This window comes from Granulibacter bethesdensis CGDNIH1 (genome assembly GCF_000014285.2).
Taxonomy (GTDB): Bacteria; Pseudomonadota; Alphaproteobacteria; order Acetobacterales; family Acetobacteraceae; genus Granulibacter; species Granulibacter bethesdensis.
Genome location: NC_008343.2, coordinates 2,680,229 through 2,701,567, shown reverse-complemented (window position 1 = coordinate 2,701,567; position 21,339 = coordinate 2,680,229). Strand labels below are relative to the sequence as shown.

Below are 21,339 nucleotides of genomic sequence, written 5' to 3'. Positions count from 1 at the left end.
TTTGCCTGCCTCTTGCCATGATCGGGTCACGCGTGGTGTTTCCTTTCCATGTCCACCTCTTCTTCTCTTTCTGCTGCCGATCCTGTTTCTGCCAGCCCGCGTATGACCAGGGCGCAGGTAATCGGTTTTCTGGATGCGCTTGCCAAAGCCAATCCAGATCCGAAAAGTGAGCTGATCTACACCTCCAATTTCACGTTGCTGGTTGCGGTCGTGTTGTCGGCCCAGACCACGGATGTGGCGGTGAACAAGGCCACACGGAGCCTGTTTGAACAGGCCCCCGATCCTGCTTCGATGGTGGCGCTGGGGGAGGAAGGGATTGCCCGTCATATCCGTTCCATCGGGCTATGGCAGGCAAAAGCGCGGAATGTCGCGGCCTTGTCGCAGCAATTGCTGGATCGTTTCGGCGGGGAGGTTCCTGCCGATCGGGAGGCTCTGGAATCTCTGCCGGGTGTTGGCCGCAAGACCGCGAATGTTGTGCTGAGCGTGGCGTTCGATCAGCCGACCATGGCGGTGGATACGCATGTGTTTCGGCTGGGTAACCGTACTGGCATTGCGCCCGGCAAGACCACGCGCATGGTCGAGGATGCACTGGTGGCGCGTATCCCGGCGGACAGGCTGGGCATGGCGCATCACTGGCTGATCTTGCATGGACGCTATGTCTGCAAGGCGCGCCGTCCGGAATGCTGGCGATGTGTGGGGGCAGAATGGTGCCGTTACCCGGCCAAGGTGCTGGTGCCGCCTGTCAGGTAAAGCACAGCGCTTTATTCGTCTCTGACCGGACGGGACAGCAATGCGCTCATGGCTTCCTGAAAATCGGCTTGGCCGGAGACCATCGCGGCAACAGCGGAAATGACTGGCAAATCGGCATCCGGCCCGGCCCGCTGCAGCAAGGCGGGGGCAGTCATGACGCCTTCCACCACCCCTTCACTGGTGGCCAGCGCCTGATCCAGCGCCATCCCTTGTCCAAGCGCGAAGCCGAGGCGGAAATTGCGGCTGGCTTTTCCGGTACAGGTCAGCAGCAGATCGCCCAGCCCCGATAAACCGGCCACTGTTGCGGCCTGCCCCCCCAGCATGACAGCCAGACGCGACAATTCGGCAATGCCGCGGGTCACCAGCGCGGCACGGGCATTTTCCCCCAAGCCTGCACCGATCGTGGCCCCTGCGGCGATGGCGATGACGTTTTTGGCTGCGCCGCCCACCTGCGCACCGACAGGATCGGCATTGCCGTATAGTCGGAATCCGGCACTGCCGAGAGCATGGATAAGATCGCTTCTCAATCCGGCATCCGTGCTGGCGATGACGGAAGCCGCCGGCAGCCCGGCAGCGACTTCATGCGCGAAATTCGGGCCACTGAGCACGGCATGGGGCAGAGCGGGAAACAGGGTTGCCAGAATTTCCAGCGGAAACAGTCCGGTCTTACTCTCCACCCCCTTGCAGCAGGTGATCAGTCGCATGGGCGGCAGGTTTTGTGCGACCGCCCGCATATGCTGCATCGGCACAGCCAGCAGGGCGAAGGCGGCTTGATCCAGCTGGTGAGTGACTGTTACCGTGTCGTGTATCACGATACCGGGCAGCCGGGGATTGTGGCGGGTTTTCTGCAAACGGATGGCTGTCTCCTCGCTGCGTGCCCACAGCCGCACGCGCCGCCCCGCCCTTGCTGCCTGAATGGCCAGGGCGGTGCCCCACGCACCGGCACCGACAACCAGAACATCGTTCAAACCGGCATCCGTCATTGTGTTTTATGTTCCATGGCCCCCGGGGCAGAAGGCGCACAATCAGTTCCGAATTCATCCACGCGGATCTCACACGCCTTCAATCCGGTTTTCAGAGCCTGCATGATCGCGCGGGCGTCATCGCCAAATTGCCAGGGTGGGTTGAGGATGGCCATGCCACTTCCGTTAAGACGTGTCGTATCCGTGGGCGGGTGAAGGAATAATTCGGCGATCAGCACCCGTTTCAGCCCGGCATCCTGCAACTGATGCCGCAGCAACCGGGCCGGAGCACCGCCCTTGATCGGATACCACCCGGCGACCATGCCGGTAGGAAAGCGTTGTTGCGCCCTCAGCATGGCATCGGCCAGGCGGCGGTGTTCATCCGGTTGCTCGAAAGGCGGATCGATCAGGGTCAGGCCGCGTCTGGGCAGGACACCGCCGGAGGAAGCGGTTTTCGGAGGCAACATGGTTTCCAGCGCTTTCCACCCGTCACGGCGATGGATGGCGCAATAGGGGTCTCCTCTGAACCGCTCGGCGAGGCTGGCGCAATCTTCGGGATGGAGTTCACACACCGCCATACGGTCCTGAGGACGCAGCATGGCGCGGGCAATCAGGGGAGAACCGGGATAGAGGCTCCGCTCCATGCCCAATGATGTGACCAGTGCCAGATAAGACGCCAGCACCGGAGCCGGATCATCCAGCAGCAGACCGATTCCCTCCCTCCATTCGCCGGTCCGGGCGGCTGGTCCGTCCGTCAGCAGGGTCTCGCCGGTGCCCGCATGGGTATCGAGCACGAAGAACGGAGCCTCTTTTTGTCGCAGAGCAGTCAGCAATGCGACCATCAGGGCATGCTTATGGCAATCGGCGAAGTTTCCAGCGTGGAAAGCATGGCGATAATTCATGGCGTGGTCGATTCCGGCAGCGCCATATCCGGCGCATCCAGCGGCCAGCGTGGCAGGGGGGCATGATCCAGACCGGAGACCGCGCCATATTTCAGACGATGCAGCCCGGCCCAGGCCACCATAACGGCATTATCGGTGCACAGCCGGGGTGGTGGGGCGAGCATGGCAATGCCACGATGCTCGGCGGCGGTGGAAAGCGCCGCCCGGATCGCTGCATTGGCCGCGACCCCGCCGGAGACGACGAGCATTTTCGCGGGCGCGATCTCATCCGCCATAGCAAGGGCGGCGGTGGCGCGGTCGGCCATGACATCGGCAACGGCGGCCTGAAAACTGGCGGCTATGTCGGCAGCATCGGATAAAGGCAGCGGCCCGTCCGGAAACCGGGCAACATACTGGGCCACCGCCGTCTTCAGTCCCGAAAAACTGAAATCGCACCCCACCCTGCCCTTCATGGGGCGGGGAAAAGCAAGGGCGTGTGGATTGCCCTGCAAGGCCAGCCGCTCCAGCGCCGGACCGCCGGGCCAGCCCAGCCCCAGCAGCTTGCCGACCTTGTCGAAGGCCTCCCCGACCGCATCGTCGATCGTGCCGCCGAGCCGCCGGTAACGTCCGACCCCCTCGACCAGAATGCACTGGCAATGACCGCCGGACAGCAGCATCAGCAGGAAAGGGAAATGCTCACCGGAGGTTATTTCCGCCACCCCACCCAATGCCGGCAGCAGCGCGGCCAGAGCATGAGCTTCCAGATGATTGATGGCGATAAAGGGTCGTTTTGCCGCCAGAGCCAGACCTTTGCCCAACCCCGCCCCCACCAGCAATCCACCGATCAGCCCCGGACCGGAGGTTGCGGCAATCGCGGCCAGATCCTGAAAACGGAGTCCGGCTTTGTCCATTACCTCTGTCACCATGCCGGGCAGATAGGCCAGATGGGCACGGGCGGCGATTTCCGGCACCACCCCGCCGAAGCGGGCATGATCGTCGTACTGGCTCAACACGATTTCCGCCAGAATACGGCCAGATCCGTCCAGGACGGCAGCGGCGGTTTCATCGCAGGAGGTCTCGATACCCAGGACCGGACCCGGAAAAAGGTTTTCGGAAGCCGGAAAATCCACTGCTTCATGCGTTTCCGGCAGATTGGGGGTCATCTGTACTCTTTCCTTTCCTCTGTACGGGTTTTAGGACACATGCATGCAACCCGCCCACCCCCCCTCTGGTCATCCCTCTGGCCCCACAACGCCCTCTTCTACGCCGCCATCCTCCCATGTGGGGATGCATGGCCTGCCTTTACGGGTCGGCACACGCGCTTCTCCTCTTGCCCTGGTGCAAACCCGTGCCTTTCTCGCCCGGCTGCGCAGCTTCTGCCCGATCCTGCGGGATATGGAGGTGTTCGAGGAACATCAGATCAACACCACCGGCGATCGTGTGCAGGACCGGCGTCTGGCGGAGATTGGCGGCAAAGGTCTGTTTGCCAAGGAAATTCACGAAGCGCTGGCTGACCGGCGGATCGACTTCGCGGTTCACAGCCTGAAGGATCTGGAAACCCAGCTTCCCCCCGGCATCGTACTGGCCTGCACCCTCAAGCGCGAAGACGCGCGGGATGCGATTATCCTTCCCCCCGGCTTCACCCCGCCCCCGCCGGGAGATCCGTTCAGCGTGCTGCAACAGGGCGCGCTGGTCGGCACCTCATCGGTACGGAGACAGGCCCAGCTGGCCCATGCCCGCCCTGATCTTCGTTTTGCAACGATCCGTGGCAATGTCCAGACCCGCCTTGCCAAGCTGGCGCGGGGGGAATGCGATGCCAGCCTTCTCGCTCTGGCCGGGCTGCGGCGGCTGGATATGGAGCAGGCGGCAAGCGTGGTGCTGGATACCGAAATCATGGTGCCTGCCGCCTGTCAGGGCATTGTCGGCGTCACGGTGCGGGAAGACGATTACGCTCTGCGCGACCTGCTGGCCGGGATCGAGGATCGGGAAGCCAAGGCGGTCTCCACCGCGGAACGCGCGTTGCTCAATCTGCTGGATGGGTCCTGCCGTACGCCGATCGGCGGACATGCGCGGATATTGTCGGGGGGTGTGCTGCATCTGACCGGTCTGGTCGCCGCTGAGGATGGCAGCTTTCTGCTGCGCCGGACGTTGCAGGGTGCGGTTTCGGAAGCGGAGGCGCTGGGCGCCGAACTCGGGCGCAGCCTGCGTGCCGACAGCCCGCCCGATATTTTCCTCGATTAACAGGGGGCAAAGCGGGGTATGAGCCTTCCGATCTCGTCCCGCATTGAACGGCCCGCCATCCTGGTTACCCGGCCCGAGCCGGGTGCTTCGGCGACGGCGCGACGGCTGGACGCACTCGGTTTTACGCCGGTGCTGGCCCCTGCGCTGGAGGTTGAAATCCGCGCCGATGCGCTGGTGGAGGAGGCACTGCCTGATTTGCAGGCGGTGCTGGTGACCAGCGCCAATGCGATTCCCGCGCTTGATCCGCTGCGTTCTTTGCCTCTGTTCGCAGTAGGGGATGCCACAGCAAGGGCGGCGCAGGCGGCAGGTCATCAGGATGTGACCAGTGCCGGAAAAGATGCAGACCGTCTGCTGATGCTTGTTCGTGCCCGGCTTGACCCGGCTGGAAAGCCGCTGCTGCTTGCCTCGGGAGAGGAACAGGGCGCGTTTTTGTATCAAGGATTGAGCCAGAGCGGGTTCACCGTTCTGCATCGTTTCGTATACTGCGCCCGCCCGGTGCAGGCTCTGCCCGAACAGGCGGAGCAGGCTCTGCGCATTCTGATGGAAGGGGCTGCCCCCTCTGCGGGGGTGGCCGGATTGAAGGCGGTCCTGTTCTTTTCACCGGAAACGGCACGGAGTTTCGTGCGTCTTCTGGACAGGGCCGGATTGGCCGATGCGGCGTCGGGGCTGGTGGCCTGTGTCATCTCCCCCGCGGTCGTGGAGGCCATCACTGCTTTAACCTGGAGGGATATACGTGTCGCAGCGCAGCCTACTCAGGACGATCTTCTGGCCCTCCTGCGATGAATGAGTCAGACAAGACCGGGCCGCAGATTGATGGCCATGCGGACGAGATGAGCGGGGCAATTCCCTCTTCTTCCCCTCAGCCTTCATCCACGCAGAAACCGGACAGCACGAACCGGCAGGAAACTCTTCCCCGTGCTGCGCTGGTCCTGGCGGTGGGTGCGCTCGTTCTTGGGGGAGTATCGTTGTATCTGGGCGTACAATCGCAGCCGACCGATCCCGTGCTGCTGGCACGATTGGAGGCGCTGGAGGAAAACGTCACCAGCCGCCATGACACCGAACGGCCTGCCATCAAGAAGATGGAGGAACAGATCGAGGATCTTGGCACCACGCTTCACCGGCAGATGCAATCACTTGCGGGCTTTGTACGTGCTCATACAGCGCGTCTCGACACGCTTGAACACCGCCCTGCCGCCCGCGATGAAGCGACCGTGACTGCGGTTGATGCGTTGACGAAGCGCGTGGATGACATCACGGCAGAGCAAAAGCGATTCAGGGATCTTTCCGATTCTGAACGCGATCGGATGCAGGCCGCGCTTCACGTACTGGAATCTCGCCTCACGAAACTGGATGCAGAGCAGCAAGGGGCGGTGCAGGCGCTGCAACAGGCGCGTGAACGCCTGAACGAAATCGCCGGGGAGGCCGGAAAAGTAACGGCGCTGGCCGATCGGGCGGGCAGGCTGGCCCGTCTTCAGGCTGCCTCCTCTGCTCTTGGCCGGGGCGAGAAGCTGGGTGATATTCCAAATGCGCCGCCTGCCTTGACCCGCTTTGCGCAGGAGGCCCCTCCGACCTTGGCGGCGCTGACCTTGTCTTTCGAGACTGTGGCACAGCGTGCTCTGGAAGCATCCCGCCCGGATGTGAGTCATGCTTCCTTCTGGGAAACTGTAAAACAAAAAGCCGAAACGCTGGTCACCGTCCGGCGGGGGGATCAGGTTCTGGTGGGTGATCCTGCGGCTGGTGTCATTGCCCGGGCCAGAAAAGCATTGGATGCGGGTGATCTTGCCGGGGCCGTCAGGACACTGGATGCGCTGACGGGGCCGGCGGTGCAGGCTGTCAGTGGCTGGAAAGCGCAGGCACAGGCTCTGCTGGATGCGCAGGCTGCGCTGTCCGATATGGCGGCACACGCCTGATGCGCCGTATCATCAAAATTGTTCTCCCCGCAGCGGTGGTCGTTGCCGCCGCGTGGTATGTCGCCGGACTGCCCGGCCATGTCGGCATGACGGTCGGGGATGATCTGACCATCGACATGTCGGTGCCAGCGGCCATCGTTGCGGTCGTCATTCTGGTTCTGGCCGTGCATCTGTTGCTGCGGGCTGTCGGCGCCATTCTGGGCCTCCCCCGCACAATCCGCCGCTGGCGGCAGGCGCGGACGCGGCAGGCCGGGGATTATGCCGTTTCCCGTGCGCTGGTCTCGCTGGCGGCGGGGGATGCGGGCGGAGCATGGCGCGAGGCAGGCAAGGCTCGTGCCTGTCTCGGCGATACCGCTCAAACTCTGCTGTTGATGGCCGAGGCGGCGCGTCTCTCCGGCCGGGAGAGTGAGGCCACGCAGGCCTTCCATGCGCTGACCCGGACTGAAGATGCCTCTTTCCTCGGCTATCGCGGCCTGCTGAGGGAGGCTATCACGCGCGAGGACTGGACAAGTGCCGCGGAACTGGCGCGCAAGGCGGAACTGGCCCACCCCGGTGCAGCCTGGCTGCGGACCGAGCGTGTCAATCTGGCGATCCGTGGTGGTCGCTGGATGGATGCGCTGTCTTTGGCGGAAAACGATCAACAACGGGCGGCCTTTGCTACGGCAGCAGCGCAGGCGGAGCTGGATCAGGCCGAAAAGCTGCGCACGGCCCGGCAGGCGTTTCGTCTGGATCCCAGCCTGACCTCAGCGGCCATTGCCTATGCGACTACGCTGCGGGCAGCCGGTCGGCAGAGACGTTCCGATGCCGTGCTGGTCAAGGCATGGGCCGCCCATCCGCAACCCGATCTGGCGGTGGTGGCCCTGTCCGGTGTGACGGATCCACTGACACGGGTGCGCACGGTCAAGCGTCTGGTGGCTGGCAATCCCGGTCATCCCGAGTCGCATCTGTTACTGGCACGGGAAAATCTGGCTGCCGGGCTGACCGGCGAAGCCCGCAGCCATGCCGAACAGGCCAGTCGCCTGATCGACCAGAAGCGGGTCTGGCTGCTGTTGGCTGATATCGAGGAAAAGGAGCATGGCCCCGGTGCCGCCATGCAGGCCGCGCTGCGTCGCGCCTCGGAGGCCAGCCCCGATCCGGGGTGGCGCTGCCTGCACTGCGGTCATGCCACGACGCATTGGGCGGCTGCCTGTCCGGCCTGTCATACGCCCGGTCAGATACGCTGGACTACGCCGGGCGACGCTGGTGTGGCGTTACCGCCTGTACTGTCCTCGACAGTCAAGGAGCCGTTTCTGGCCCTCCGCTGATATCTATCTTCTTCCATTCAGGCTGCCGTTCCAGACCATGGGACGGCAGTTTTGTTATGGACCCCGGGCAGCCGGCTCGTCCCTGCTCTGAAGAGAAATTAATACGATTTAAAATCGTTTTATTTATTAATCTTGACAATTTTACATTTATTATTGATATAACGTTAAGGAATCGTTATTTAAGCAGGGCCGGACAATGGCGAAGCAGATCCGTCTGAACGCGTTCGACATGAATTGTGTCGGCCATCAATCCTCCGGCCTCTGGCGTCATCCGCGTGATCGGTCGGGCATGTATAACACGCTTGGGTACTGGACCGATCTGGCCCAAACGCTGGAGCGGGGATTGTTCGATGGCCTGTTTCTGGCCGATGTGCTGGGTGTGTATGATGTTTATGGCGGGAACGCGCATGCTGCGCTGATCGATGCGGCACAGATTCCCGTCAATGATCCGGCGATGCTTATTCCTGCTATGGCCGCGGTCACCCGGCATCTGGGGTTTGGTCTGACCTGCACCCTTTCCTATGAACCGCCTTTTCCGTTTGCGCGGCGCATGTCAACGCTCGATCACCTGACGGAGGGAAGGATCGGCTGGAACATCGTCACCGGCTATCTGAACAGTGCGGCGAAAGGCTCCGGGCTGGCGAAGCAGCCGGAGCACGATACGCGATACGATATTGCCGAGGAATACATGCAACTGACCTACAAGCTGTGGGAAGGAAGTTGGGATGATGATGCCGTTCTGCGCGATCCTGTCAGCGGGGTATTCACCCAGCCGGACAAGGTGAGGAAAGTGCATCATGACGGCGCCTATTTCCGTGTGGATGCCATGCATCTGTGTGAACCATCGAAGCAGCGTACACCCGTGCTTTATCAGGCGGGCGCCTCTCGCAAAGGCCGGGCCTTTGCGGCACGACATGCGGAATGCGTTTTCATTGCGGGCCCCTCGAAACAGGTGATTGCACCCAGTGTTGCCGATATTCGCAAGCAGGCTGGCGAGCAGGGCCGCGATCCATCGGATATTCTGATTTTTACCCTCATGACTGTGATCGTTGGTCGCACTGATGAGGAAGCACAGGCGAAATTTGACGAATATCGGCGTTATGTCAGTCACCGGGGAGCCTTGACATTGATGTCGGGCTGGACCGGGATCGACTTTTCCCAATACGGGCTGGATGATGAGTTGAAGCAGATCCGGAATGACGCGATTCACTCGGCGGTGGATGCTTTCACGGTCGCCGATCCCGGTAAAGTCTGGACGATCAGGGAAATTGCCGAATTCGCGGCCATTGGTGGGACAGGCCCGATCGTCATCGGCTCGCCAGAGCGTGTAGCGGACGAATTGCAGGCATGGATCGAGGAGACCGGCATTGACGGCTTCAACCTCGCCTACGCCGTCACACCCGAAACGTTCGAGGATTTTGTCGATCTGGTGATCCCTGAACTCCAGCGGCGCGGTGTCTATAAGACCGCCTATGCCGAAGGCAGTCTGCGCAACAAGCTGTTCGGTCAGGGCGACCGGCTGGGTGAAACCCATCCCGCCCATACATTCCGTGCCACATCCCGCACGCTGGCTGCCTGAATATCATTCGGCCTCTTTTATCCGGGCGTTGCCGTGCCGACATTGCAGCAAGGCAAATCGGCAGGAGAGTGTGGATGGAAACGGCGGTCATAGGGGGCGGCTGCTTCTGGTGTGTGGAAGCGGTGCTGAGGGAATTGAACGGGGTTGCCTCGATCCGTCCCGGCTATGCGGGCGGACATACGGCCAATCCCACTTACAAGGAGGTATGCACCGGTACGACGTTCCATGCCGAAGTGGTCGAGGTTACATTTGATCCGGCTATTCTCTCCTATGTCGATCTGCTGAGGATTTTTCTGACGATTCACGATCCGACCACACCAAACCGGCAGGGTGCGGATGTAGGAACACAGTATCGCTCCGTCATCATGCCAGCCTCGACAGAGCAGGAGAATGCAGCGCGTGGGGTGCTGGCAGAGGTCGAGGCTGCGCAAATCTGGCAGGCCCCATTGTCGACGACGATCGAGCCTTTACAGATTTTCTATCCAGCCGAACCGGAGCACGTGGATTATTTCGCACGCCATCCCGAGGCGGCGTATTGTCAGGCGGTGATTGCACCCAAAGTACGTGCTTTCCGAAAACATGCGGCCGATCATGTCAGGGCCAACATATCTCCGAACCATGCTTGACGGCTCCCAATGAGGAAGCCTCCATAGGGATGCTTCAATCGTTACAGGAGACGGCTACAATGAGATTATCTGCCCGTAATCAGATTCAGGGCCGCATTGTCGAGGTCAGGCCGGGGGCCACGACCACGCATGTGAAGATTGAAATCGCTGACGGCGTAGTCCTGACGGCCTCGATCACCAACGAAGCATCCGAGGAGCTGGGCCTGAAAATCGGCGATACAGCGACAGCCGTTATCAAGGCATCGGATGTGATGGTTGGAGTTTGATCGAGACTCTGAAGCAGGCTTCTCCGTATCTGATTGGTCAATTAGTCGATACGGGGGCCTCGCTTCAGATCGCCGTCCGGTGTCAGCCTGATACCGATTTTTGCCAGAGTGGTCAGGAAATAATACGCCCCCTTGAATGCGCGGACCGGATTGCGTGGCAATGTCCCATGAACATTCCCGGCCAGCAGCGACACCAGACCATCCCGCATGCGAAAACGGTTGTTGGGGGACATGAACATGTCACGCAGCACCGGTTTATTGATGCGATAAACCAGCCAGGACAGCGTGCCGATCGCGTGACGGATTTTGGCTTCGACTTTTTTCAGCTTTTTCCGGGCGGCAGCAGGATTGTCCAGCCAGAGATCGGCGACCTCCGCCCCCATTTCGCCACTGGTCATGGCCAGCAGGACACCGGAGGAAAAAACCGGGTCCAGAAATGCGAAGGCATCGCCAATCATCATCCAGCCCGGCCCCGACAGCCGCTCGCAGGAATAGGAGTAATTGCCGGTGGCGGTGACTTTGGAGATCCGTTCAGCCTGCATCATGCGGCTGCTGACACTCGGGCTGGCGGCGATGCGGGTGTCGAGGAAATCTTCCAGTGAGCCTTTGCGTTGTTTGAAAGCCTCCTGCGTGCCGACAAAGCCGACGCTGGTGATGTCGTCAGGAAGAGGGATCATCCAGAACCATCCGCCTTCCACCAGACAAATGGTAATGTAACCGGTACGGTCGCAGGGGCGTGGCGTTACATGACGGAAATGGGCGTAGAGAGCGGCCGTGTTGTTATGAGGATTCCGTTTTTTGCCACCAACCTTGCTGCCCAGAAACGTATCTCGTCCCGAAGCGTCGATCACATAGCGGGGAGCAAAATGATGCGCGTTTCCGGCTTCGTCCACGGCTTCCACGATGGCGCGGGCCGATCCTTCCGGCACGCCTTCGGGAAAACGGATGGTGGTGACACGCATGCCATCGATGACATCCGCCCCCTTGTCACGTGCGCTACGGAACAGGGCGGCATCGAAATCGGCGCGTTTCACTTGCCAGGAATGGGTAAAAGTCTTGTCCAGAGCATCCGCGAAACAGAATTTTGTATCCTTCCCGCCATGATCATCCGAGATGAATTCCGCACCGGGTTTGAACACGCCGAATGTGGCGATATCTTCGGTCAGGCCAAGCCGCTCTATTAATTGAAGGTTGCGTGGCAGCAAGCTCTCCCCGATATGAAAGCGCGGATGGCGTTCTTTCTCCAGCAGAACGACATCACGCCCTTTTTCTGCCAGCAGGTAGGCTGCGGTGCATCCGGCTGGACCGGCGCCGACGATCAGCACATCACAAAGCCGTGTGTCACTGGTTGATTCGCCCATTTTCATGGAGATCGATGCGCTGTCCAGCATGAAGAGTTTACCATCTGTCCTTGACCGGACTAGTATAGATTATTCAGGATCTTTTGTAACCGGAATGCTGCTATTCCTTGCGCCTTTGTAATCAAAAACACGTTCTGTGACCCATCCAACCTCTGTTTCGTTTTCAACTGGTCCTGGCAGGAAGATGCCCGGGGATGAAAGCGTATCGCGCATCGTCATCGTCATTCCCGCCTATCAGGAAGAAAAATCGGTTGGCGATATTGTGATGCGCTGCCGTGCGTCTGTGCGGGATGCACGGATTCTGGTGGTCGATGATGGCTCCCGTGATGCAACGGCACAGCATGCGGAAGCAGCCGGGGCAGAGGTGCTGCGCTTCCCCACCAATGCGGGCAAGGGGGCGAGCCTTGCGGCCGGTCTGGCGGCGGCCTGCGCCATGGAGGTTCCCCTGATCGTGACGCTCGATGCAGATGGCCAGCACAGGCCGGAGGATCTGCCGCGTCTGATCCAGGTTTCCGAACGCTATCCGGACATGATCGTCATCGGCTCCCGCCGTCGTGATCATGCACCCGGACCTTGGATTCGCCGTGCTGCCAACCGTGTGGCGGATGCTGTCGTTTCATGGGCATCCGGCTGGCCGATTGAGGATACACAGAGCGGGATGCGGGTTTACCCTGCCCCAGTTTTGCCGCCCTTGCTGGATCGGATCAGGTCGGGCGGTTTTGCCTATGAAAGCGAGTTGCTGATTGAGGCAGGGCGGCAGGGGATTCGGACCGTCTCGGTCGATATTCCCCGTATCCATGGCCCTGCCTTGCATCGGCCAAGCCATTTCAGGCCGCTGAAGGATGTCGGATGTATCGGCGCCATGACATGGGGCCGTCTGTGGCGCACCGGATTTTGCCCCGTTGGTCTGGCCCGGCTGCTTTTCACCCGACCCCAACGCAGTTGAACCCTCATATCGCCCGTTGACGCGATAACGCCTCATGAGAGAAAGAACGCGGTATGAAGCGCATATTCTCCGGCATCCAGCCTTCCGGCATCCCGACCCTTGGCAATTATCTGGGCGCTCTGCGCAACTGGGTGACGCTGCAGGATACGCATGAATGCCTTTACTGCGTGGTCGACATGCATGCGATCACGGTGGCGCAGGACCCGGAAAAGCTGCGTCAGTCCACGCGGGAAATGGCAGCATCGGTGATTGCCTGCGGCGTGGACCCGGCCCGCAACATTCTGTTCGTGCAGAGTTCCGTCAGTGCCCATGCTCGGCTGGCCTGGATTTTCAACTGCGTGGCCCGGCTGGGCTGGTTGAACCGCATGACGCAGTTCAAGGACAAGGCAGGCAAGGACCGTGAGAATGCGTCTGCCGGGTTGTATGTATATCCCAATCTGATGGCGGCGGATATTCTGGCTTACCATGCCACGCTGGTCCCGGTGGGCGATGATCAGCGCCAGCATCTGGAACTGACCAACGACATTGCCGAGAAATTCAATCATGATTTCGGCGTGGCATTTTTCCCGCATGTGGAGCCGCTGATTCAGGGGCCGGCAGCGCGGGTGATGAGCCTGCGGGATGGTTTACGGAAAATGTCCAAATCCGATCCATCCGATCAGAGCCGCATTAATCTTTCGGACGATGCCGATACCATCGCCATGAAAATCCGTCGGGCGAAAACCGATCCCGAGCCTCTGCCCGAGGATATTGACGGGCTGGAAGGGCGTCCGGAAGCCCGCAATCTGGTAGGTATTTATGCGGCGCTGACCAACAGTGACACCGCAACCGTGTTGCGCGAGCATGGCGGAAAGGGCTTCGGCCCCTATAAGGAGGCCCTGACCGAGTTGCTGGTGCAGGAGCTTTCCCCCATTGCCGCGGAAACGAGGCGGTTGCTGGCAGATGAGGCAGAGCTGGACCGGCTGCTGCATGACGGTGGCCGTCGGGCCGAAGCCATCGCTGAGCCCATCGTCGCCGAGGCGGAAAAACTGGTTGGTTTTCTGCGGGTCTGACTCTCTTTTTTCTTTCTTCTGACATGCCTCCCCGCTGTGGCCGGAGCTACGGCACGGGGATTGCTTGCCTTCCTGATGACCATTGGCCTGATGACCATTGGTACAGCACAAGTGCGTGACAGATGCGTTTGTCTCTGTATCGTGGTGGTGCCGCAGGAGCCGGCTCGCTACCGCCGGATTCTGAACGGTCTGTTCAAACCAGGGAGCGAGTATGGACGCCGCCAACACGCCTTACACCGCACAGGTTGCCGAACTGCACCGTGCCATCGAGGACAAGATGCGGTACGCGGTGGGGCGCGATCCCCGCCATGCCCGGTTGCACGACTGGTATGCCGCGACCGCCCTCGCTGTGCGCGACCGGATCGTGGATCGCTGGCATGCGACCGCCCGCTCCGCTGATGAGGCCAATGCCAAGCGGGTCTATTATCTGAGCCTCGAATTCCTGATCGGGCGGTTGCTGACCGACAGTCTCACCAATCTGAACCTGATGACGGCGGCGAAGGAAGCCCTCGCCCTGCATGGCGTCTCCTTTGATCAGATCAAGGATCTGGAGCCGGATGCGGCGCTGGGCAATGGCGGTCTGGGCCGTCTGGCGGCCTGCTTCATGGAAAGTATGGCCACGGTCGGGCTGGCGGGGCTCGGCTATGGCATCCGCTATGATCACGGCCTGTTCAGGCAGGTGATCCGCGATGGCTATCAGGTCGAGATGCCGGAAGACTGGCTGGTCTTCGGCAATCCGTGGGAATTCGAGCGCCCCGAAATTGCCTATGATATCGGCTTCGGAGGCCGCGTGCTGCCGCAGGATCAGCCGGATGGCTCCTCCCGTCTGGTCTGGATGCCGGCGGAGCGGGTGCGGGCTGTGGCATATGATACACCGGTGGTGGGCTGGCAGGGCACACACATCAATACGCTGCGTCTGTGGCGCGCCCGCTCGGTGGAGCCGATGCGGCTGGATGCCTTCAATCGCGGTCACCATGCCGATGCTTTTGCCGCCCAGCTGAATGCCACCAATATCAGCCGCGTGCTCTATCCCGATGACAGCAGCGAGGCTGGCCGGGAATTACGGCTGAAGCAGGAGTTTTTCTTTACCTCTGCCTCCCTGCAGGATCTGGTCAGGCGTCACATGGCGCAGCAGGGATCGGTGGAGAGGCTGCCGGATACGGCTTCCATCCAGCTGAACGATACCCATCCCGCGGTGGCAGTGGCGGAACTGGTGCGCCTGCTGGTGGATGAATACGGCTTGACGCTGGAACGCGCTTTTTCCATCGCCCGCGGCACGCTGGGCTATACCAATCACACCCTGTTGCCGGAGGCGCTGGAAAGCTGGCCGGTGACATTGTTCGAACGTCTTCTGCCGCGCCATATGCAGATTATCTATGAGATCAACGCGCTGCATCTGGATACCGCAACGCCTCGTCCGGTCAGTTCTCCCGAGTTGCGGCGCTCCATCTCTCTGATCGATGAGAGCAACGGGCGTCAGGTGCGCATGGGTCATCTCGCTTTCGTCGGATCGAAGAAAGTGAATGGCGTTTCGGCGCTGCATGGCGATCTGATGAAGACCACGGTGTTCCGTGATTTTCACAAGTTGTTTCCCGATCGGATCACCGCCATCACCAACGGCATCACCTTCCGCCGCTGGTTGGTGGAGTGCAATCCCGGCCTGACCGCGCTGATCAACGACTCGATCGGGAATCGCTGGGTCGCGGATGCGGAAGAACTGTCGGAACTGGCCCGATTTGTCGATGATACCCCCTTCATGGACCGCTACAGCGCTGTAAAGCGTGAAAACAAGCAGCGGCTGGCGGCCCTGGTGCAGGACCGGATGGGCATCCGGCTTGATCCCGATGCGCTGTTCGATGTGCAGATCAAGCGTATCCACGAATACAAGCGGCAATTGCTCAATCTGATCGAGACGGTGGCGCTGTATGACAAGATGCGTGCCGAGCCGGGCCGTAACTGGACACCGCGCGTCAAGATATTCGCGGGCAAGGCGGCGGCCAGCTATCACCGTGCCAAGCTGATCATCAAGCTGGCCAATGATATCGCCCGTGTCGTCAACAATGATCCGGTGGTGCGTGATCGGCTGCGGGTGGTGTTCCTGCCCAATTATAATGTCAGCCTGGCGGAGGTCATCATTCCGGCGGCCGATCTCTCGGAGCAGATTTCGACGGCGGGGTTGGAGGCATCCGGCACCGGCAACATGAAAATGGCGCTGAACGGTGCGCTGACCATCGGCACGCTGGACGGTGCGAATATCGAAATTCGCGATCACGTCGGGGACGACAATATTCTGATCTTCGGGCTGCGGGCTGATGAGGTGGCGGATATCAAGGCATCCGGATACGATGCCCGTGCCAAAGTCGCTGCGTGCCCCAGCCTGGCGCAGGCGATCGAGGCGATCCGCTCTGGCGTATTCTCCCCGGATGATCCGTCACGTTATGCGGGGCTGATTGATCATCTGCTGAACGATGACGTGTTTCTCGTGACCGCTGATTTCGAAAGCTATGAGGAAACGCACAAGCGGGGAGCGGCCCTGTATCGCACGCCGCTGGAATGGCGGCGTAAAGCGCTGCTCAACACGGCGGCGATGGGCTGGTTCTCTTCCGACCGGACCATCCGCGAATATGCGCGTGATATCTGGCAAGCCGCTCCGCATCCTTCGCCGTGAGTCGATCCATAGTGTGATCGGAAAAACTGAAAAGGGGCAGGCAAAACCTGCCCCTTTCTTTTTATATCGCGATGTTTCCATGGGATACCTCGATAGATACGCAATACCCTATGCCGCTGGTCTGCGCGTGGAATTTGTAGCTGCTCAATCAGAGACGCATCGGAAGGGGAAATGGCGCACTCAGCGCGGATGGCAAAAACGTTGATCGGCAAGCAGGTAATCGGCGTGATCAATCGTGGAGATAAACAACGCCGTTTCGGACTTTTGTTCGGCCGCCACATAGACAAAGGTAAATTTCGTATTTGTGCCTTTGTGTCCGGCACCACAGACAAAAAAATGATGATAGCCAAAAGTGACATAGCTGGTCCCTGTATACGTCTCCGGTCCCAGACGCTTTACCAGAGCCTGCCACGCCAGATCGCCGACAGCGTCGGTCTCCTTCGTCGATGGCAGCATGACCACCTCCGTTGAAATCCCTGCCAGCGGCTCAGCCGAAGCGGCTGCCGGGATGAAAGAGAGAAGGCTAATGGCTGCCAGAATGCGCATGGTCGAAATTGTATCCATGTCAGCGTGACGGCACGAGAGCGTCAGTCGGCAACGCAGACGGATCAGCCTCATAGCCAGCAGCAGAAGCCCCATCCTGCGTATCCTGCGCCTGATCACTATCAAGGGCGGCCAACATATCGTCCATATCTTCAGGTGACAGGCGATACTCGCTGCGCTCATCCAGATCACGGGCCGCCTGCTCTGCCGATAGTATCCTGATGCCGACATACGATACTGCCGCCGCCTGACCATGAGCGAGGTCTGACTCTTTCCCGATCACGTCAGGCATTGATGGCCGGCCTGCCGTAATTCCGGGCGTAGGCGTTTTCGACACCGGGCAGGATTTCCACGATCTCGAAATAGCGATCCCAGAAAGCGGTTTCGCGGAGGTCTTCGACCAGAAGCTGATAGGAGTGGTGATCCCTGGCATCCCACATCCATAGGTCGGTGACGCGGGTTGCGTAGAACTCCACATCGAAAAAGCGTAAGGTGACATGCGCCGCATGTTTTCGAAGGATGGGGGTGAATTGCTCCTCCAGCAGCGCGAAGCGTCGCTCCACCGGAAAGCCAAGCCATTCGGGCGAGGTCTTGACCAGCATGAAAACGGTCAGGGCAGGTTCGAAAGAAGGTATGGTCACGGTGTACGTCCTTTGCATCTTCGTGTGAGGCTGTCATAATGTGAGTAAATCCTTATATTCACTACTCGCATATGTACTGATGCCGCAGTCACCTTCCTCCCGGCGCCCCTCTCCCAGAAAAATGCCCCGTCAGGCGCGTTCGGAGGAGACGGTACGCATCATCATTGAGGCCGCAGCTCACATTCTGGAGCGCAAAGGGCTGGGGGATTTCACGACCAATGCAGTCGCGGAGCGGGCCGGTGTCAGTATCGGCTCGCTCTACCAGTATTTCCCCGGCAAGGAGGCATTGATTGCGGCGTTGATCGTGAGGGAGACCTCGATTCTGCTCGCGGAATGTGAACAGTCTCTTGCTGCTCCGACCGGGCGGGCGGCTTTGTCCGGCATGATCGAGGCTGCGGTGGCTCATCAGCTACGCCGACCGGTTCTGGCCCGGTTACTCGATATCGAGGAAGCACGGCTTCCCTTGGATGAGGATACGCAGCGCGTCACAAGCCGGTTTCTGACAATCCTGCGGGAGGTACTCAGCCGTCATGATCTGCCTCCCCAGCCTCAATACGACATGGCGGCACAGGATGTGATGGCGATTGTGAAAGGCATGGTCGATACTGCCGGGGAAAAGGGCGAGCGGGATCGATCCGGTCTTGTCAGGCGGGTTTCAAGGGCTGTTTACGGCTACCTCAACAGTGCCGTGTAGCGTTTCCTCACCCCATGGAGGTGAATTTGTACTTTTTTTGTTCTGATTTTTGAAAATAACAGTTCTGTTTTTGTTCTTCATCTGCTAGAACACCTCTGTCAGCCAGTATGGAAAAGGATGACACGGTCATGCGGATGTTTTTCACGTCCTCTCGGGTTGTGCAGACCCGGAGCCTGGCTCTTTTTCCGGTCCTGCTGACGGTCGGAACAGCTGCGTTGGTCGGTGGCAGCTACGGTCCGGTCAGGTCTGCCGCCACGGTTGTGTCGGATCGTCAGGCAGGTGGGTTTGCCCCTTTCCCATCTGTCTCCCGGTCTGAACGCCCCCCTGCCGTGGCGGCAGATTTTTCTTCTCCGCCCTCGCGTCCGGTGGAATTGCTGGCTCCGGCCGAGATCGTTCCCTATCGCTATGGCCGGTTCTGCCATCCGCTGGACCAGACCTGCCATGTGAAATGGCGGACCTGACCCTTCAGCGGCGACGGCGGATTTTCGCCAGCGTATCCCTGATCCGGAACGCCCCCAGCATTTGGCCGCTGAGCACATAGGCGCCCCCGCCAATGGCCATTAACAAAGCCAGTGCCACCCAGCGTGCGCCGTGAATATCAGGCAGCGTATCGAACAAAAGCGGTCTGAACACGGCCAGCACGGCCCCCATCGCCAGTGCCGCCAGACCCATGCGGGACAAGGCGCGGCGTAATGCGGCGTCTGCTGAGAAATGACCACGCCTGCCCAGCATTGCACTCAGCACCAGCACATTCACATAGGCCGCGATGCTGGAGGCCAGAGGCGGTCCCATATGATGCAGCCGATTCATCAGCAGCAGATTGAGTCCCAGATTCAGGGCGATGATGAAAATGCTGATTTTAACAGGCGTTGCGGTATCGCCCCGCGCGAAAAAACCGTTGGTGATGATGCGTACGGCCACGAAGGCTGGCAGCCCGATTGCATACGCTGCCAGAGATTGTGACGACAGATAGGTGGCTTCGGCTGTAAAGGCTCCGCGCTCATACAGCACGGCCATGATTGGTTGGGCGATGACTATCAGCGCTACGGCGGCAGGCAGGATCAGCGTCATCGCATATTCCAGCGCCCGGTTCATGGCGTGGTTCGCGCCTTGCTCATCCCCCGCATGGACCAGCCGGGATAATACAGGCAGGGAGGCTGTGCTGGTGGCCAGACCCACGACACCAAGCGGTAGCTGATTAACACGGTCGGCATAGCCCAGCAGCGCCACCGATCCGGCGGGCAGCAAAGTGGTGATGACCACATCGATCAGGAAATTGATCTGGGTGACCCCGGCCCCGATCAGCCCCGGTCCCATGCGGCGCAGCAGGATACGCATGCGCGGGGTCAGGCGCGGGCGCGGCAGATGCAGCGCCATGCCGGCCCGCTTCGCCGCCCACAGCATCAGCGAGAGTTGCAGCACGCCTGAGACCGTCACACCCCATGCCAGCGCATGTCCTACCCCCGGCATGAACGGCGTGGCCCAGAGCATGAACACGATGGAGACCACGTTGAACAGCACATAGCTTGCGCTGGCGGCAGTGAAGCGGTTCAGCCCGTTCAGCACGCCGCCGACCAGCGCGCACAGGCAGATCAGGGGCAGATAGGGAAAGGTGATACGGCTGAGTGTAACGGTCAGGGCGAATTTGGAAGGATCATCGACAAAGCCGTTGGCCAGCACCGTCATCATCCACGGCATACAGATTTCGCCGAGAATGGTCAGGGAGACCAGCCAGAACGTCATGACGGCCATGGCCTCGCTGGCAAAGCGCTGGGCGGCGTCGTGACCTTCCGTTTGCAGCAGTCCGGAGAAAGAAGGGACGAAGGCGGCGTTGAAGGCCCCTTCCCCGAACAGCCGCCGGAACAGATTCGGGACCTTGTTCGCGATGATGAAAGCTTCCGCGACTGGCCCTGTGCCGACCAGTGCCGCGATCAGCATTTCCCGCAGCAGGCCCAGAATACGGCTGGCCATGGTCCAGCCGCCGACGGTCAGAATTCCTTTCAGCATCGGCGCAGTCGCTTTCAGCGCATGCCCAGTACATCCATCATTGAATACAATCCGGGCGGCTTACCCTGCACCCATAAGGCTGCCTGCACCGCACCGCGCGCGAAAGCACGACGGTCGAAGGCGCGGTGGGTCAGGGCGATATGCTCGTCATCAGCGGCAAACAGCAGGGTGTGTTCGCCGACGACCTGGCCGCCCCGCAGGGCCGCAAAGCCGATGGCGCCAGGCTGCCGCGGTCCGACATGCCCGTGCCGGCCGCTTTCGATCACTTCCTCCAGCATCACACCGCGACCGGCGGCCACCGCGCGGCCCAGACCAATGGCCGTGCCGGAGGGTGAATCGATCTTGCGGCGATGGTGCATTTCCACGATTTCGGCATCATAGCGGTTACCGGGCAGCGCAGCGGCCATTTTTTCGGCCAGTGCCAGCACCAGATTGACCCCCGGCGCGAAATTGGGCGCATAAACCACTGGAACAAGGGCGGCGATTTCCTCGACAGCCTTTTCATCGGCAGGGGAAAGGCCGGACGTGCCGAGAATCCATGCCGTCCCCGCCTTGCTCAACGCTCTGGCATGCGCCTGCACGGTGGAGGCGGAGGTAAAATCAATCACCGCGTCGGAAGCTTCAGCCAGCGTGTTTATATCAGCAAAGGCAGGAATGCCGACTGGGGCCGGGCTGTTTGATCCGGGTCGGAGCGTTCCCCCGGAGACCGTACCCTGTGCAGCCGCTTCTTCAACCAGCAGGCTGCCCATCCGACCGGCCATGCCGGCAATTCCAATGCGTATGCTGCGATCTGTGCTCATGACCCTGTGGTGGCACAGACTGCACGGAATGACGAGAGGGGACAGAAGCCCGCAGGCTATGATGCGCCGTATTTGCCGGAGGGGGCGTGTTTTGCTTCAAACAGTCCT

General features: G+C 60.6%; 22 protein-coding genes. 13 read left to right on the top strand and 9 right to left on the bottom strand.

All coding sequences use genetic code 11. From position 1 onward, the window contains the following. Positions 1 to 48: 48 nt before the first annotated feature. Positions 49 to 750, top strand: coding sequence for an endonuclease III (gene nth, locus GBCGDNIH1_RS24680; protein ID WP_011633128.1), 702 nt, complete (start codon positions 49 to 51; stop codon positions 748 to 750). An 11-nt stretch (positions 751 to 761) separates the two neighbouring features. Here the strand turns inward: nth and GBCGDNIH1_RS24675 are convergent, their stop codons facing one another. Genes GBCGDNIH1_RS24675 through tsaD form a run of 3 tightly spaced genes read right to left on the bottom strand, consistent with a single transcriptional unit; the run spans position 762 to position 3,756 of the window. Then, entirely contained in the window at positions 762 to 1,733 is a 972-nt protein-coding gene (locus tag GBCGDNIH1_RS24675; protein WP_011633127.1) for an NAD(P)H-dependent glycerol-3-phosphate dehydrogenase, read from the bottom strand. Continuing rightward, positions 1,730 to 2,614: a 23S rRNA (adenine(2030)-N(6))-methyltransferase RlmJ gene (locus tag GBCGDNIH1_RS24670; RefSeq protein ID WP_011633126.1), complete on the bottom strand. Its 885-nt coding sequence runs from the start codon at positions 2,612 to 2,614 to the stop codon at positions 1,730 to 1,732. The genes GBCGDNIH1_RS24675 and GBCGDNIH1_RS24670 overlap by 4 nt, the downstream gene beginning before the upstream one ends. Beyond that, positions 2,611 to 3,756, bottom strand: coding sequence for a tRNA (adenosine(37)-N6)-threonylcarbamoyltransferase complex transferase subunit TsaD (tsaD, locus tag GBCGDNIH1_RS24665; protein WP_011633125.1), 1,146 nt, complete (start codon positions 3,754 to 3,756; stop codon positions 2,611 to 2,613). Before tsaD ends, GBCGDNIH1_RS24670 begins: the two co-directional genes overlap by 4 nt. Positions 3,757 to 3,799: 43 nt before the next feature. Between tsaD and hemC the strand changes: the two genes are divergently transcribed. The 7 genes from hemC (at position 3,800) to GBCGDNIH1_RS24630 (ending at position 10,519) form a co-directional block, all read left to right on the top strand. Then, positions 3,800 to 4,834, top strand: coding sequence for a hydroxymethylbilane synthase (hemC, locus tag GBCGDNIH1_RS24660; protein ID WP_011633124.1), 1,035 nt, complete (start codon positions 3,800 to 3,802; stop codon positions 4,832 to 4,834). Between the two features lie 18 nt (positions 4,835 to 4,852). Next, positions 4,853 to 5,617, top strand: a complete 765-nt coding sequence (locus tag GBCGDNIH1_RS24655) for a uroporphyrinogen-III synthase (protein ID WP_011633123.1) — start codon at positions 4,853 to 4,855, stop codon at positions 5,615 to 5,617. Beyond that, a complete protein-coding gene (locus GBCGDNIH1_RS24650) occupies positions 5,614 to 6,744 on the top strand; it encodes a COG4223 family protein (protein ID WP_011633122.1) in 1,131 nt (376 codons plus the stop codon). Before GBCGDNIH1_RS24655 ends, GBCGDNIH1_RS24650 begins: the two co-directional genes overlap by 4 nt. Beyond that, positions 6,744 to 8,048, top strand: a complete 1,305-nt coding sequence (locus tag GBCGDNIH1_RS24645) for a heme biosynthesis HemY N-terminal domain-containing protein (RefSeq protein WP_011633121.1) — start codon at positions 6,744 to 6,746, stop codon at positions 8,046 to 8,048. The genes GBCGDNIH1_RS24650 and GBCGDNIH1_RS24645 overlap by 1 nt, the downstream gene beginning before the upstream one ends. A gap of 196 nt (positions 8,049 to 8,244) precedes the next feature. Next, positions 8,245 to 9,627, top strand: coding sequence for an LLM class flavin-dependent oxidoreductase (locus tag GBCGDNIH1_RS24640; protein ID WP_011633120.1), 1,383 nt, complete (start codon positions 8,245 to 8,247; stop codon positions 9,625 to 9,627). A gap of 74 nt (positions 9,628 to 9,701) precedes the next feature. After that, positions 9,702 to 10,253 (top strand): peptide-methionine (S)-S-oxide reductase MsrA, encoded by a 552-nt coding sequence (gene msrA / locus GBCGDNIH1_RS24635; RefSeq protein ID WP_043453236.1) that lies wholly within the window; start codon positions 9,702 to 9,704, stop codon positions 10,251 to 10,253. A gap of 59 nt (positions 10,254 to 10,312) precedes the next feature. Beyond that, complete coding sequence (locus tag GBCGDNIH1_RS24630) at positions 10,313 to 10,519, top strand: TOBE domain-containing protein (RefSeq protein ID WP_025319322.1); 207 nt, start codon at positions 10,313 to 10,315, stop codon at positions 10,517 to 10,519. A gap of 41 nt (positions 10,520 to 10,560) precedes the next feature. Here GBCGDNIH1_RS24630 and GBCGDNIH1_RS24625 read toward each other — a convergent pair whose 3' ends face one another. Further along, the gene (locus tag GBCGDNIH1_RS24625; RefSeq protein ID WP_011633117.1) at positions 10,561 to 11,910 is read right to left on the bottom strand and encodes an NAD(P)/FAD-dependent oxidoreductase; all 1,350 of its coding nucleotides are present in this window, start codon (positions 11,908 to 11,910) and stop codon (positions 10,561 to 10,563) included. 154 nt (positions 11,911 to 12,064) lie between these two features. Between GBCGDNIH1_RS24625 and GBCGDNIH1_RS24620 the strand changes: the two genes are divergently transcribed. The 3 genes from GBCGDNIH1_RS24620 to GBCGDNIH1_RS24610 all read left to right on the top strand — a co-directional run bounded on the left by GBCGDNIH1_RS24620 (position 12,065) and on the right by GBCGDNIH1_RS24610 (position 16,546). After that, complete coding sequence (locus GBCGDNIH1_RS24620; protein WP_011633116.1) at positions 12,065 to 12,826, top strand: glycosyltransferase family 2 protein; 762 nt, start codon at positions 12,065 to 12,067, stop codon at positions 12,824 to 12,826. Between the two features lie 53 nt (positions 12,827 to 12,879). Beyond that, complete coding sequence (trpS, locus tag GBCGDNIH1_RS24615; RefSeq protein WP_011633115.1) at positions 12,880 to 13,878, top strand: tryptophan--tRNA ligase; 999 nt, start codon at positions 12,880 to 12,882, stop codon at positions 13,876 to 13,878. A 211-nt stretch (positions 13,879 to 14,089) separates the two neighbouring features. Further along, positions 14,090 to 16,546, top strand: coding sequence for a glycogen/starch/alpha-glucan phosphorylase (locus GBCGDNIH1_RS24610; protein WP_011633114.1), 2,457 nt, complete (start codon positions 14,090 to 14,092; stop codon positions 16,544 to 16,546). Between the two features lie 180 nt (positions 16,547 to 16,726). On the opposite strand, the gene GBCGDNIH1_RS24605 is transcribed toward GBCGDNIH1_RS24610, so the two are convergent. Genes GBCGDNIH1_RS24605 through GBCGDNIH1_RS24595 form a run of 3 tightly spaced genes read right to left on the bottom strand, consistent with a single transcriptional unit; the run spans position 16,727 to position 17,748 of the window. After that, entirely contained in the window at positions 16,727 to 17,092 is a 366-nt protein-coding gene (locus GBCGDNIH1_RS24605) for a hypothetical protein (RefSeq protein WP_096912889.1), read from the bottom strand. Between the two features lie 19 nt (positions 17,093 to 17,111). Continuing rightward, the gene (locus GBCGDNIH1_RS24600) at positions 17,112 to 17,381 is read right to left on the bottom strand and encodes a hypothetical protein (RefSeq protein WP_043453231.1); all 270 of its coding nucleotides are present in this window, start codon (positions 17,379 to 17,381) and stop codon (positions 17,112 to 17,114) included. After that, positions 17,374 to 17,748: a darcynin family protein gene (locus tag GBCGDNIH1_RS24595; RefSeq protein ID WP_011633112.1), complete on the bottom strand. Its 375-nt coding sequence runs from the start codon at positions 17,746 to 17,748 to the stop codon at positions 17,374 to 17,376. The genes GBCGDNIH1_RS24600 and GBCGDNIH1_RS24595 overlap by 8 nt, the downstream gene beginning before the upstream one ends. A gap of 61 nt (positions 17,749 to 17,809) precedes the next feature. Here GBCGDNIH1_RS24595 and GBCGDNIH1_RS24590 point away from each other — a divergent pair, with 61 nt between their 5' ends. Beyond that, a complete protein-coding gene (locus GBCGDNIH1_RS24590) occupies positions 17,810 to 18,424 on the top strand; it encodes a TetR/AcrR family transcriptional regulator (protein ID WP_043453228.1) in 615 nt (204 codons plus the stop codon). Between the two features lie 128 nt (positions 18,425 to 18,552). After that, positions 18,553 to 18,885: a hypothetical protein gene (locus GBCGDNIH1_RS24585; protein ID WP_125911057.1), complete on the top strand. Its 333-nt coding sequence runs from the start codon at positions 18,553 to 18,555 to the stop codon at positions 18,883 to 18,885. Positions 18,886 to 18,889: 4 nt separating this feature from the next. On the opposite strand, the gene murJ is transcribed toward GBCGDNIH1_RS24585, so the two are convergent. Then, complete coding sequence (gene murJ, locus GBCGDNIH1_RS24580; RefSeq protein WP_011633109.1) at positions 18,890 to 20,431, bottom strand: murein biosynthesis integral membrane protein MurJ; 1,542 nt, start codon at positions 20,429 to 20,431, stop codon at positions 18,890 to 18,892. 14 nt (positions 20,432 to 20,445) lie between these two features. Continuing rightward, positions 20,446 to 21,231 (bottom strand): 4-hydroxy-tetrahydrodipicolinate reductase, encoded by a 786-nt coding sequence (gene dapB / locus GBCGDNIH1_RS24575; protein WP_011633108.1) that lies wholly within the window; start codon positions 21,229 to 21,231, stop codon positions 20,446 to 20,448. Between the last annotated feature and the right edge of the window lie 108 nt (positions 21,232 to 21,339).